The following is a 12,249-nucleotide window of genomic DNA, read 5'->3' on the forward strand; positions in this document are numbered from 1 at the left end:
GCACGGGTCTATTTCAACGGGCAAACCATTCACGCGGGCGACGTCGCAACGACAGGCGCTCCAGATCGACGGTGCCGCAATGCGGCCGGTCTCTGCGCCATCCCAAAGTTCCCTTTGGCGCACAGCCAGGTGATTTTGTGGGCTGATTTGTGGGCTGGAATAACTGGACGTTAGTCAAATATCTGAAATTAAAGACATTTTTTCAAGGAAATGGTGCCGCAAGAGGGATTCGAACCCCCGACCCCCTCATTACGAATGAGGTGCTCTACCAGCTGAGCTATTGCGGCCCTGAAGCGTTCAAGGCTTCCTGTCTCGGGCGAGGGCCGGAAAAACCCTAAAATCCGCGTTGCCTTGCGTGCGACCACGCGCCGACGCAGCCCAAAGGCCGAAACAGGCGCCTCTCATACGTGGAGCCGTCGTGAGATTCAAGGGCGCCGTGCGGGGGCACACGTGCCATCCCCGGCAAAAACATCCGCAGGGCCGCTCTTGCCTCCTCATCCAGGCGCGGCTAACCCTTGGCCATGGCCTCAGATCCCAAGACGCCCGCCCAAGACAAGTCCGCTCGCCTTGCCCAGGCCTTGCGAGCCAATCTTGCCCGCCGCAAGGCGCAGGGGCGTGCGCGCAAGGAGGAAACGGTCCACCCGGCCGACGCAAATCCAGGATCCGCAAACCACGCCGGTCCGGAAGCGCCCGCCCAGGAAGGGGCCGAGCGCGCCCCGGATGAGGGCGAAAAGGCCTGAATTTCCGTTTCGGAAGGCGGACGGCCCCCGGTCGCCGGTGGATTGGAGCCGGCCATCATTGTGCCCAAGGGCAAGCCTTGCTAGATAACGCGTTTACTCGACGGCCGTGACGAGGGGCAGGGCGGCCACCGGGCACCAGGAGCGTTCAACGCATGGATAAAATTCGCATCGTCGGCGGGTCTTCCCTTGAAGGCACGATTCCCATCTCGGGCGCCAAGAATGCCGCCTTGCCGTTGATGATCGCGAGCCTGCTATCTGAAGAGAAGCTGATCCTCGAGAATGTGCCGCGCCTCGCTGACGTGGCCTTGCTTCAGCGCATCCTCGGCAATCATGGCGTTGACATCACCACCAACGGCAAGCGCAACGGGGATGATCCCCACGCAGGTCAGACGCTGGAGATTGATGCGCGGGTGATTGTCGACACCACGGCGCCCTACGATCTGGTCTCGCGCATGCGGGCGAGCTTCTGGGTGGTCGGGCCGCTGCTGGCCCGCATGGGCGAGGCGAAGGTCTCGCTGCCCGGCGGCTGCGCCATCGGCACCCGGCCGGTGGATCTCCACCTCGACGCCCTGGGAGCGCTGGGCGCGGAGATTGAGATCGACGCCGGCTATGTGCTCGCCCGCGCGCCCAAGGGGCTGCATGGCGCGCGCATTGTATTTCCGAAGGTCTCGGTCGGCGCCACGCACACCGCCATCATGGCCGCCGCGGTCGCCCATGGCGACACGGTGATCGAGAATGCCGCCTGCGAGCCGGAAGTGGTCGATCTTGCCGACTGCCTGGTGAAGATGGGCGCCCGCATTTCCGGTGCCGGCACGCCGCGGATCGAAATCCAGGGCGTGCCGCGCCTGCGCGGCGCACGCCATGCGGTGCTGCCCGACCGCATCGAGACCGGCACCTATGCCATGGCCACCGCCATGGTGGGCGGCGACGTGATGCTTTCCGGCGCGCGGCCGGACCTGCTGGAAACCGTGCTCGACACGCTGCGGGCGGCGGGCGCCGAGATCGACGCCACCAATGAGGGCATCCGCGTGCGCCGCAATGGCGCCGGCATCAGCGCCGTTGATGTGACGACCGCCCCGTTCCCGGGTTTTCCCACCGATCTTCAAGCCCAGTTCATGGCGCTGATGACCCGCGCGAAGGGCCGCTCGCGCATCACCGAGACCATTTTTGAGAATCGCTTCATGCACGTGCAGGAGCTGGCCCGCCTCGGCGCGAAGATCCATCTCGACGGCGATACCGCGACCGTCGAGGGAACGGAGCGTCTCACTGGGGCGCCCGTGATGGCGACCGATCTGCGGGCCTCGGTCTCGCTCGTCATCGCCGGCCTCGCGGCTGAGGGTGAGACCATGGTGCAGCGGGTGTATCACCTTGATCGCGGCTTCGAGCGGCTGGAAGAGAAGCTCTCGCGCTGCGGCGCGCAGATCGAGCGCATCAGCGGCTGAGGATTTCGCGCGCGCAGCATTGCGCCCCGCGATGGGACGGCACGCAAATGCGCGTCGTCCCTTGATGGATGGCGTGGGCGTCGCCATCTGCCATTCATCACAAGAAGCGATAAGAAGGCCGCACGCCGATGGAAAGTCTCAAGCTCCTCGCCATGGATGGCGAAGACCTCGCCATCATCTCGGCTCATCTTCAGGATGCGGTGATCAAGGTGGAGGATATCGGCTTTTTGCCGAGCAGTCGCCGGTTCGCTTTGCTGCTCAACCGGTTCGACTGGGACCAGATGGAAACCGCGGACGAACTGGTGCGCCGCCGTGCCGGGCTGCATTTCGAGCGGGTCAGCGCCGTGCAGGCGCGCGGCTTCGATCCGCGCAAGGGCGATACGGTGCTGAATCTGCTCGCGGTGACGTTCGAGCCCACGGACGAGCCCTCCGGCCACATCTTGCTGACCTGCTCCGGCGGCGCGGAAATCCGCCTGTCGGTGGAGTGCATTGAGGCGCGGCTCAGCGATCTCGGCCCCGCCTGGGGATGCACCTGCGCCCCCAAGCACGACCCGTTGCCGGACATGAAGGCCGGCTGAACGGGGCGGCGCGAGGATCGGGCGATGCGTCACATGATGCGTCGCACCCGCCCCGAACCTGAGCGGAGCGGAAAAGGCATTCAACTTTTCCGGCACATGCTCTAGGGAGACGGAATGCCGATCCGTCTTCATACTCAGCAGAGCGATTTTCCCGCCGCCTTCGCCGCGTTTCTCGCCAGCAAGCGGGAAACCGACGCCGATGTGGCCGCCGTCGTGGCGCAGATCATCGCCGACATCCGCGCGCGGGGCGATGACGCCCTGATCGAAATCTCCGCCCGGCTCGATCGGGTGGACCTCGCGGCACGAGGCATCCGCGTGACCGATGCGGAAATCGACGCCGCGCTCGCCTCCATCCCCGCCGAGACGCGCGAGGCGCTGGAATTCGCCAAGGCCCGCATCCATTCCCATCATGCGCGGCAGAAGCCCCAGGACGAGCGCTATACCGATTCGGTTGGGGTTGAGCTTGGCCAGCGCTGGACCAGCGTGGATGCGGTGGGGCTTTACGTGCCCGGCGGCACGGCGGCCTATCCCTCCTCGGTACTGATGAACGCCGTGCCGGCCAAGGTCGCGGGCGTGCCGCGCGTGGTCATGGTGGTGCCGGCGCCCGACGGGCAGATCGCCCCGCTGGTCCTTGCCGCCGCCCGCCTTGCGGGTGTCGACGAAGTGTATCGCGTCGGTGGGGCGCAGGCCGTGGCGGCGCTCGCCTATGGCACGCAGACCATCGCCCCGGTGGACAAGATCGTCGGTCCCGGCAATGCCTATGTGGCCGCCGCCAAGCGGCAGGTGTTCGGCAAGGTAGGCATCGACATGGTCGCCGGCCCGTCCGAGGTGCTGATCCTGGCGGATGGGGAGGCCAATCCGGACTGGATCGCCGCCGATCTGCTGGCCCAGGCCGAGCATGACACCGCCGCCCAGTCGATCCTCGTCACCGACAGTCCCGCGCTCGCCGAACAGGTGGAGCGTGCGGTAGAACGCATGCTCGCCACCTTGCCGCGCGCCGAGATCGCCCGTGCCTCCTGGCGCGACCATGGCGCCATCATTCTGGTGGACGACCTCGCCGCCGCCGTCCCGCTGGTGGATCGCGTGGCGCCGGAGCATCTGGAGATCCACAGCGTGGATGCCGAGGCGCTTGCCGCCCGCGTCCGCCATGCGGGTGCGATCTTCATCGGCGCCTATACGCCCGAGGCCATCGGTGATTATGTGGGCGGCACCAACCATGTCCTGCCGACCGCGCGCTCGGCCCGCTTTTCCTCCGGGCTCGGCGTGCTGGATTTCATGAAGCGCACCTCGCTGCTGAAATGCACGCCGGAAGCCCTGCGGGTGATCGGCGGGGCGGCGGTGCGTCTCGCCGAAGTGGAGCGCCTCCAGGCCCATGGGCGCTCGGTTCTCATCCGTTCCAACGCCGGCAGCCCGGACGCCTGACGCCATGACGCAAAGCTCCCGCACCGACCGCCTGTGTAACGTCACCCTCGACGACACCTCCATCGGTCGTGGCGGGCCGGATGTGGAGCACGAGCGCGCCACCGCCATCTACGATCTGCTGGAGGACAATCGCTTCGCGCTCGCCACCGATCCGGGGGAGGGGCCGTACACGCTGCATATCGGCCTCATGGACAATCGCCTGGTGCTGGACATCAAGCGCGAGAGTGGCGATCAGGTAGTTCAGCACCACCTGTCCCTTACCCCGTTCCGGAAGGTGGTGAAGGATTATTTTCTGGTGTGCGAGAGCTATTATGACGCCATCCGCACTGCGTCGCCGACCCAGATCGAAGCCATCGACATGGGCCGGCGCGGGCTCCACAACGAGGGGTCCGAACTGTTGCTGGAGCGGCTGAAGGACAAGATCGAGGTGGACTTCGACACCGCGCGCCGCCTGTTCACCCTGATCTGCGCCCTCCATTGGAGAGGATGAGTTGGACGCGCCTCCCGCGGCAGCTTCGCGCTCAGCGCGGCCGCAATCGGTTCTCTTTATCTGCGGGCAGAATGTAGTGCGCTCCGTCATGGCCTCCGCCTGGGCGAAGCATCTGTTCGGCAAGTCGCTTTATGTCGGCTCGGCCGGCGTGATCGCGGGCGAGGCCGATCCGTTCGTCACCGCGGTGATGGAGGAAGTGGGCCTCGACGTGCGCCGCCACCGCCCAAAGAGCGTAGAGGAACTGGAAGAACTCGAGGGGCTGGGGTTCGACCTCGCCATCTCGCTGTCGCCGGACGCCCACCATCGCGCGCTGGAAATCACCCGCACCAATGCCCTCGGCGTGGAATATTGGCCGACCGCCGACCCCACCCTTGAGGCCGGCAATCGCGAGCAGCGCCTGGAGGCCTATCGCACCGTGCGGGACGAATTGGAACGGCACGTGCGGGCCCGCTTCCGCCAGGGATGAGGGCGGCAGGGTGTGCGCCGCCGCTTCGGCGCGCGGTGAAGAGCGCGGATCTGATCGCCTGGAGAGCTGGCACCAGTTGAGCCGGCGCCAGCTTTCCCGTTTGGATGCGCGGGCGGCCGACGCGCGCCGCGCTCACTTCATCAGGTCGAGCCCCTTCAGCAATGCCGCGTTGAATGCAGCCGGGTCCTGGATCTGCGGCGCGTGCCCGAGATCGGCGAATTCCACCAGCGTGGCGCCGGGTATCGCCTTGGCCGCGGCCTTGCCGAGTTCGGGATAATTGCCGAGCCGCTTTTGCACATCCGCCGGTGCGGCTGCCTTGCCGATGGCGGTATTGTCCTTCATGCCGATCAGCAGCAAGGTCGGCGCCTTGATGTTGTGCAGCTCGTGCACCACCGGCTGGCTCAGCAGCATGTCCGAGGTGAGTGCCTGGTCATAGGCCACCTTGTCCTTGCCGGCGCCGAGATACATGCCGGCCAGCATGTCCACCCATTTGTCGTACTCGGGTTTCCAGGTGCCGGCATAATAGGTGTTCTGCTGGTATTTCTTCATGCCCTGGAAATTGTTGCGCTGTTCGCCCACGAGCCATTGGTCCACGGTCAGCGAGGGCACGCCCTTTTCGCGCCAGTCCTCAAGGCCGATGGGATCGACCAGTACCAGCCCCGACACGTCCTGCGGGAAGGTAAGGGCATAGCGGATCGCCAGCATGCCGCCCATCGAATGGCCCATGATAATGGGCTTTTCCACGTCGAGCTGCGCCAGCAGGGCATGGGTGTTCGCGGCGAGCTGATGCAGGGAAAATTGGTAATCCTGCGGCTTGGAGGATTTGCAGAAGCCGACCTGGTCCGGCACCACCACGCGATAGCCGGCCTTGGTGAGCGGCGCGATCACCCCTTCCCAGGTGGCGCCGCAGAAGTTCTTGCCGTGCAGCAATACGATGGTGCGCCCGTTCGCCTGCTCCGGCTTCACATCCATATAGGCCATGTGCAGCGGCTGGCGCTGGGAGGTGAAGTCGAATCGCCCCACGGGATAGGGATAGTCGAAGCCCTCCAGCTCCGGGCCATAGGCGACGCCGCTCTGGGCGGCGGCCGGCAGCGCGGAAAGGGCAAGCAGGAGACCGGTGGCTGCGAAACTCATGCGCATCGCGCGTGTCCTCGTTCCAAATCCCCCCGGCGCGCCTTCTAGCAGTGCTTTATGAACGGTGGGCGGCATCGGGATGCTGGAAGCGCCGTCCGCTGCCGTCCAAGGGGTGCCGGCCTGATGCGCGCAAACGGGCGTTCACACGCGCAACCCTTTGCGCTAGCGTCCGCGCGCCGCGTGTCCCGTGCCGCGCGGCTTCTTTTCAGCCGGTTCGAGGTGACGCAGACGTGAACGACAGGGTGAAGCTCGTATTGGCCTCCGGCTCGCCCCGCAGGCTCGCTCTGCTCAACCAGGCCGGCATCGAGCCGGACCTGCTCATGCCCGCCGACGTGGACGAGACGCCCGACAAGGGCGAGTTGCCGCGCCACCTCGCCCTGCGGCTCGCCCAGCAGAAGGGCGAACTGGTGGCGGCCCGCGCCAAGGAGGCCGGCATGTCGGCCATCGTGGTTTCCGCCGATACGGTGGTGGCGGTGGGCCGGCGCATCCTGCCCAAGCCGGAACTTCAGGGCGAGGCGGAGGAATGTCTGCGCCTGCTCTCGGGCCGGGCGCACCGGGTATTCACCGGCCTCTGCGTGGTTTCGGCACGCGGGCGTTCGCGCACGCGCCTCGTTGAAACCCGCCTGCGCTTCCGCCGCCTCTCGCATGACGACATCACCGCCTATCTCGCCTGCGAGGAATGGCGTGGGAAGGCGGGCGGCTATGCCATCCAAGGCATTGCCGGCTCGTTCGTGGTGAAGCTCATGGGCTCCTATAGCTCGGTGGTCGGCCTGCCGCTCGCCGAGACCATCGCGCTGCTGACGGGCGAGGGCTATCCCGTGCGCGCCGGATGGGCGGAGCGCGCCGCGTGAACGACAATCAGCCCAAGGGAGCGCGCGCCGCGGTGCCGTTCGTCTCCAAGCCGTGCCCGATCTGCGCCAAGCCTTCGGTGGAGCGCTATCGCCCCTTCTGCTCCAAGCGCTGCGCCGACGTGGACTTGAATCGCTGGCTGAAGGGCGCCTATGCCATTCCGGTCGTCGAGGACGAGGACGAGGACGGAGAAGGCAGCGCACCCGAGCGGGAGAGCTGAAGGGGCGGTTGTCCTTTGCCCGGTTCCGATCTTTTGAGCCAACTGCCGCTTTTCCGGCTTCCGGAGCCTTCCCCTCCCTGACCTTCCCCGATTCCCCTCCCTAACCCTCCCCCGCAAGCGGGAGCAAGCGGGAGAGGGAATCCGGCGGAGCGGGAGAGGAGGGATTTCCCACGACGTCGGCACGCCCCCTCTCCCGCTTGCGGGGGAGGGCTGGGGAGGGGGAGGCGTTGCAGGACCACCGCGCAATCCACCCGATGACCGGGCGCCCGCCTTGACGGGGCAAGGTGACAAAGGCGAGGGTGCCGCCCACGCCCCGGCCACGCTTGAAGGATGAAGCCCATGAGCGCCAGCACCCTTAGCGCCAGCACCCTTGCCGCCGCAGCGGCCGCCCCTTCCTTCCGCACCGATGCCTTCATCAACGGCCGCTTCGTGCCGGCGGCGAGCGGCAAGCGTTTTACCGCCATCAATCCCGCCACCGGGCAGGAACTGGGGCAGATCGCCGCCTGCGACGGCATCGACGTGGATCGCGCCGTTTCCGCCGCCCGCATGGCATTCGAGGATCGGCGCTGGGCGGGTTTGAAACCGGGCGAGCGCAAGCGCATCCTGGTGCGCTTCGCCGATCTGGTCCGCACCCATCGCGATGAACTGGCGCTGCTTGAAACCCTCAACATGGGCAAGCCGATCTCGGATGCGAAATTCATCGACGTGCGCGCCACCGCCGATTGCATCGCCTATTACGGCGAGGCGGCGGACAAGGTCTATGGCGAGGTGGCGCCCACCGGCGGCGACGATCTCGCGCTGATCCTGCGCGAGCCGCTCGGCGTGGTGGGCTGCGTGACGCCGTGGAACTTCCCCATGATCATGGCGGCGTGGAAATTCGCGCCGGCCCTCGCCATGGGCAATTCGGTGATTCTGAAGCCGGCGGAGGAATCCCCGCTCACGGCGCTGCGCCTCGCGGAGCTGGCCCAGGACGCCGGCATTCCCGACGGCGTGTTCAACGTAGTGACCGGCCTCGGCGAGGAAGCGGGCGCAGCCCTTGGCCGGCATATGGACGTGGACGCCATCGCCTTTACCGGCTCCACCGAGGTGGGGCGCTATTTCATGCGCTATTCGGCCGACACCAATCTGAAGCGCGTGGGCCTGGAGCTGGGCGGCAAGACCGGCTTCGTCGTCGCCCACGACGCGCCGGATCTGGACGCGGTCGCGCAGGCGGCGGCGGCCGGCATTTTCTTCAACCAGGGCGAAATGTGCACCGCTGGTTCGCGCCTGCTGGTGGACAATCGCATCAAGGACGAATTGGTGGAGCGCATCGCCGCCGCCGCCGCCCAATGGATGCCCGGCGACCCGCTGGACCCCGAGGCCAAGGCCGGCGCGGTGGTGAGCCGCGCGCATCAGGGCCGCATTCTTTCCGCCATCGACCAGGGCCTCGCGGAAGGCGCACGCCTCGTCTTGGGCGGTACGGCGGTGCGCGAGGAGACCGGCGGCGCCTTTGTCGCGCCCACCATCTTCGACAATGTCGCGCCTGGCTCATCGCTAGAGCAGAAGGAAATCTTCGGCCCGGTGCTCTCCGTGATCGGTTTCGACGGGCTGGACGAGGCGGTGAAGATCGCCAACGGCACGGTCTATGGTCTCGGCGCCGCCATCTGGAGCGGCGATCTCGCCGCCGCCCACAAGGTAGCCCGACGCTTTAAGGCGGGCGTGGTCTATGTGAATTGCTTCGACGCCGACGACATGACGGTTCCGTTCGGCGGGGTGAAGCAATCCGGGTTCGGACGGGACAAATCCCTCCACGCTCTGGAAAAATATTCCGATCTCAAGACCGTGTGGACGCGGCTGTAAGGCTCTCCCGCTTCAGGAGCGTTGAAGCAGCAGCACCCGTTCCGTTGCCTCGCATGTGCCCTTCAGGCCGCCGGGGACCTCGACGCTTTCCAGCAGCGAGATGTCATAGGCCGCCCCGTAGAGCGCGCGGGCGTCCTCGGGGCTCACGGCGAACGGCGGACCGGCGATCAGAGATTGATCATAATCGAAGCAGATCAACAGCTGCGGCGCGGCAGCCGTGATGGCGACGAGATGGGCCGCATAGCGGGCGCGCAAGGGCTGGGGCAGGGCGACGAGTGCTGCCCGGTCATAGACGGCATCCACGGTGCCGAGCGTCTCTCGGGTCAATTCGAAGATATCACCGATGAAGATGTCGATCCCCGGAGCGCTGCACCGTGTGAGCGGGCCGAGTTTGGACATTTCGGGCGAAATGCCGAGGTCGGCGAACAATTGCTCCACCGCCAATGCGCTCAATTCCGCGCCGACGATTTCAAAGCCCTGCGAGAGCAGCCAGAAGATGTCGCGCGTCTTGCCGCACAAGGGCACGAAGATGCGGGCGCCGGGGCGAAGCTGGAGCTGGGCGAGGTGCTTCACCAGCAGCGCATTGGGCTTGCCTTCGTGAAAGGCGATCTGGTTGTTTTCCCACTTCGATCGCCAGAAATCCAAATCCATAAGGTCGTCTCCGGTGCGCGCATCTCGATGGTATTGGGCCGTGTCCTAGCATATCCGACCGCGCCGGGAACTTGCCGTTCGCCGAGGCGGGACCATCGGCCGGACGCCGGGCCGGCAAAGGCGCGCTTGTTAAAACCGGAGCGCGGCCGTAAGGAAAATCGGTCGTTCGGCTCTGAAGGAGCATCGCAATCGTGACGTCCGTTCCCCCCTCCAATTCGACCGCCCATTGGCGCCATCTGGACGCAGAGCACCATCTTCATCCCTTCTCCGATACGAAGGCGCTGAATGCGGAAGGGGTGCGGGTGATCACCCATGCGGAGGGGAATTTCATCTTCGATTCCGAGGGCAACAAGATCCTCGACGGCATGTCGGGCTTGTGGTGCTCCCAGGTCGGCCACGGCCGGCACGAGATCGTGGATGCGATTGCCGACCAGCTGCGCAAGCTCGATTATTACAACACCTTCTTCAAGACCACCCATCCCGCCGCCGCCGAGCTTGCGGCCGCCATCGCGGCGGTCGCGCCGCAGGGCATGAACCGCGTGTTCTTCACCTCCGGCGGGTCCGAGGCGGTGGATACGGTCATTCGCATGGTGCGGCATTATTGGGCCGCCATGGGCAAGCCGGAAAAGCATATTTTCATTGCGCGCCACAATGCCTATCACGGCTCGACCGTCGGCGGGGCGAGCCTTGGGGGCATGAAGCCCATGCACGCCCAGGGCGGGCTGCCCATTCCCGGCATCATCCATGTGCAGCAGCCCTATTGGTGGGCCGAGGGCGGCGACATGGACCGCGAGGCCTTCGGCCTGTTCGCCGCCCGCGAGGTCGCCCGCGCCATCGACGAGGCGGGGCCGGAAAATGTGGCCGCCTTCATCGGCGAGCCGATCCAGGGCGCCGGCGGCGTCATCATTCCGCCCGCCAATTATTGGCCGGAAGTTCAGAAGATCTGCCGCGAACGCGACGTGCTGCTGGTGTGCGACGAGGTGATCTGCGGCTTCGGGCGCACCGGGGAATGGTTCGGCTGCCAATATATGGGCGTCGAGCCAGATCTGATCACCTTCGCCAAGGGCATCACCTCCGGCTATTTCCCATTGGGCGGGGTGATCGTGGGCGATCGGGTTGCGGAGGGCTTCATCGCGCACGGCGGCGATTTCAACCACGGCTTCACCTATAGCGGCCATCCCGGCGGCTGCGCGGCGGCGCTGGCCAACCTCAAGATCATGCATGAGGAAAATCTCGTCGCGCGGGTGAAGGATGATATCGGCCCCTATCTCCAGGAGCGCTGGCTGAAGCTTGCCGCGCACCCGCTGGTGGGCGAGGCGCGCATGATCGGCCTGATCGGCGCCCTGGAACTGACTCCGGATAAGGCGAGCCGCGCGAAATTCGCCGGCGAGCAGGGCACCGTCGGCCTCATCGCGCGCGATTTTTCCTTCGCCGAGGGGCTGGTCATGCGGGCCGTGCGCGATGGGCTGATCCTCGCGCCCCCGTTCACCCTGAGCTATGGCGAGGCCGACCAGATCGTGGCCACGGCGTGGCGGGTGCTGGACCTGACGCTTGCCGAACTCAAGCGGCGCGATCTGCTCAAGGCCGCGTGATGTGAAGAAGAAACCCTGCTCGAACCGCGTCTACTGCAAAGCTGCCGATGCTGTGCAATTGCGGCGCTGGTCGAGCGGCAGCGGGTTCAAATTTAGAAGCTTGGCAATTAAGCAAACGGGCTGAGCGCCACTTAAGCATTAAGGCGGAATATTTCATCGCTTCACGTTTTTCTCCCTTAGGGAACGAAGCGCGTTGGGCTTCGTTTGAACCATCGACCAACCGTCGAGAGGAGATCAATATGAAGTCCCCGATCTATATTGCTGCCCTGGCTCTGGCCATCGCGTCCCCGAGCGCCGTCTTCGCCCAGGCGTCCACCGCCACCGGCGCCGTGGGCGGCGCTGCTGTCGGCGCCGTTGTGGGGGGGCCGGTCGGCGCCGTCGTCGGTGGGGCGGTGGGCGCCACCATGGGTGCGGCGGCCGAGCCCCCGCAGGAGGTTCGCTCCTATGTCATTCAGGAGAACCGTCCCTCGGTGCGCTACCAGCATGAAGTGGTGGTGGGTGAGCCGCTGCCGCCCAGCGTCCAGATCTATTCGGTGCCCAATCACGACGAATATGCCTACACCGTCGTCAATGATCGACGCGTGATCGTGGATCGCGGCAGCCGCAAGGTGATCCAGGTCGTCACGCCCTGAGCCTGCCGAAGTGAGATCCGGCGCGGACTTGCGCGCCGGACGATGCGAACATCGCCAAAATCCCGGCCGGACGCTCCGACCGGGATTTTTTCGGGCGCGCACCTTGAAATTGCATCCGATATGGATCGGGAGGGCGCGGTGAAGCGCCAAACTGGATGGGATTGCTCGCGCTGATTCGTAGTCTTTATGTGAAG

Annotated in this window: 12 protein-coding genes and 1 tRNA gene; 10 read left to right on the top strand and 3 right to left on the bottom strand. The window is 65.9% G+C overall.

The window, feature by feature from the left end; translation table 11 throughout:
* Positions 1-211 precede the first annotated feature (211 nt).
* Positions 212-287 (bottom strand) — tRNA-Thr (locus V5G24_RS08215).
* A 605-nt stretch (positions 288-892) separates the two neighbouring features.
* Here V5G24_RS08215 and murA point away from each other — a divergent pair.
* From murA to V5G24_RS08240, 5 genes are all read left to right on the top strand, one after another.
* Positions 893-2,182 (top strand): UDP-N-acetylglucosamine 1-carboxyvinyltransferase, encoded by a 1,290-nt coding sequence (gene murA / locus V5G24_RS08220; RefSeq protein ID WP_394084759.1) that lies wholly within the window; start codon positions 893-895, stop codon positions 2,180-2,182.
* A gap of 128 nt (positions 2,183-2,310) precedes the next feature.
* Positions 2,311-2,760: a DUF2948 family protein gene (locus tag V5G24_RS08225; protein ID WP_394084760.1), complete on the top strand. Its 450-nt coding sequence runs from the start codon at positions 2,311-2,313 to the stop codon at positions 2,758-2,760.
* Between the two features lie 114 nt (positions 2,761-2,874).
* Complete coding sequence (gene hisD / locus V5G24_RS08230) at positions 2,875-4,182, top strand: histidinol dehydrogenase (RefSeq protein WP_394084761.1); 1,308 nt, start codon at positions 2,875-2,877, stop codon at positions 4,180-4,182.
* Positions 4,183-4,186: 4 nt separating this feature from the next.
* Positions 4,187-4,672, top strand: a complete 486-nt coding sequence (locus V5G24_RS08235; RefSeq protein ID WP_394084762.1) for a UPF0262 family protein — start codon at positions 4,187-4,189, stop codon at positions 4,670-4,672.
* A gap of 1 nt (position 4,673) precedes the next feature.
* Positions 4,674-5,138 carry an arsenate-mycothiol transferase ArsC gene (locus V5G24_RS08240; protein WP_394084763.1) on the top strand — a complete coding sequence of 155 codons (465 nt, stop codon included), beginning with the start codon at positions 4,674-4,676 and terminating at the stop codon, positions 5,136-5,138.
* 132 nt (positions 5,139-5,270) lie between these two features.
* Here the strand turns inward: V5G24_RS08240 and V5G24_RS08245 are convergent, their stop codons facing one another.
* Positions 5,271-6,272: an alpha/beta fold hydrolase gene (locus tag V5G24_RS08245; RefSeq protein WP_394084764.1), complete on the bottom strand. Its 1,002-nt coding sequence runs from the start codon at positions 6,270-6,272 to the stop codon at positions 5,271-5,273.
* Positions 6,273-6,502: 230 nt separating this feature from the next.
* Between V5G24_RS08245 and V5G24_RS08250 the strand changes: the two genes are divergently transcribed.
* The 3 genes from V5G24_RS08250 (at position 6,503) to V5G24_RS08260 (ending at position 9,180) form a co-directional block, all read left to right on the top strand.
* Positions 6,503-7,123, top strand: coding sequence for a Maf family nucleotide pyrophosphatase (locus V5G24_RS08250; RefSeq protein ID WP_394084765.1), 621 nt, complete (start codon positions 6,503-6,505; stop codon positions 7,121-7,123).
* Entirely contained in the window at positions 7,120-7,341 is a 222-nt protein-coding gene (gene yacG / locus V5G24_RS08255) for a DNA gyrase inhibitor YacG (RefSeq protein ID WP_394084766.1), read from the top strand. Before V5G24_RS08250 ends, yacG begins: the two co-directional genes overlap by 4 nt.
* A gap of 339 nt (positions 7,342-7,680) precedes the next feature.
* Complete coding sequence (locus V5G24_RS08260; protein WP_394084767.1) at positions 7,681-9,180, top strand: aldehyde dehydrogenase; 1,500 nt, start codon at positions 7,681-7,683, stop codon at positions 9,178-9,180.
* 12 nt (positions 9,181-9,192) lie between these two features.
* Here the strand turns inward: V5G24_RS08260 and tmpT are convergent, their stop codons facing one another.
* Positions 9,193-9,831, bottom strand: coding sequence for a thiopurine S-methyltransferase (gene tmpT, locus V5G24_RS08265; protein ID WP_394084768.1), 639 nt, complete (start codon positions 9,829-9,831; stop codon positions 9,193-9,195).
* Between the two features lie 191 nt (positions 9,832-10,022).
* Here tmpT and V5G24_RS08270 point away from each other — a divergent pair, with 191 nt between their 5' ends.
* Complete coding sequence (locus V5G24_RS08270; protein WP_394084769.1) at positions 10,023-11,423, top strand: aspartate aminotransferase family protein; 1,401 nt, start codon at positions 10,023-10,025, stop codon at positions 11,421-11,423.
* A 239-nt stretch (positions 11,424-11,662) separates the two neighbouring features.
* Positions 11,663-12,055, top strand: coding sequence for a DUF1236 domain-containing protein (locus V5G24_RS08275; protein WP_394084770.1), 393 nt, complete (start codon positions 11,663-11,665; stop codon positions 12,053-12,055).
* The last annotated feature ends 194 nt before the right edge of the window (positions 12,056-12,249 follow it).

Source organism: Roseixanthobacter finlandensis (assembly GCF_043195105.2).
In the GTDB taxonomy this organism is placed as follows: domain Bacteria; phylum Pseudomonadota; class Alphaproteobacteria; order Rhizobiales; family Xanthobacteraceae; genus NCEH01.

Coding starts and splice junctions, on each gene's coding strand:
- V5G24_RS08225 (WP_394084760.1), top strand. CDS start 2,311: ATGGAAAGTCTCAAGCTCCTCGCCATGGATGGCGAAGACCTCGCCATC.
- V5G24_RS08245 (WP_394084764.1), bottom strand. CDS start 6,272: ATGAGTTTCGCAGCCACCGGTCTCCTGCTTGCCCTTTCCGCGCTGCCG.
- tmpT (WP_394084768.1), bottom strand. CDS start 9,831: ATGGATTTGGATTTCTGGCGATCGAAGTGGGAAAACAACCAGATCGCC.
- V5G24_RS08260 (WP_394084767.1), top strand. CDS start 7,681: ATGAGCGCCAGCACCCTTAGCGCCAGCACCCTTGCCGCCGCAGCGGCC.
- hisD (WP_394084761.1), top strand. CDS start 2,875: ATGCCGATCCGTCTTCATACTCAGCAGAGCGATTTTCCCGCCGCCTTC.
- V5G24_RS08275 (WP_394084770.1), top strand. CDS start 11,663: ATGAAGTCCCCGATCTATATTGCTGCCCTGGCTCTGGCCATCGCGTCC.
- V5G24_RS08235 (WP_394084762.1), top strand. CDS start 4,187: ATGACGCAAAGCTCCCGCACCGACCGCCTGTGTAACGTCACCCTCGAC.
- murA (WP_394084759.1), top strand. CDS start 893: ATGGATAAAATTCGCATCGTCGGCGGGTCTTCCCTTGAAGGCACGATT.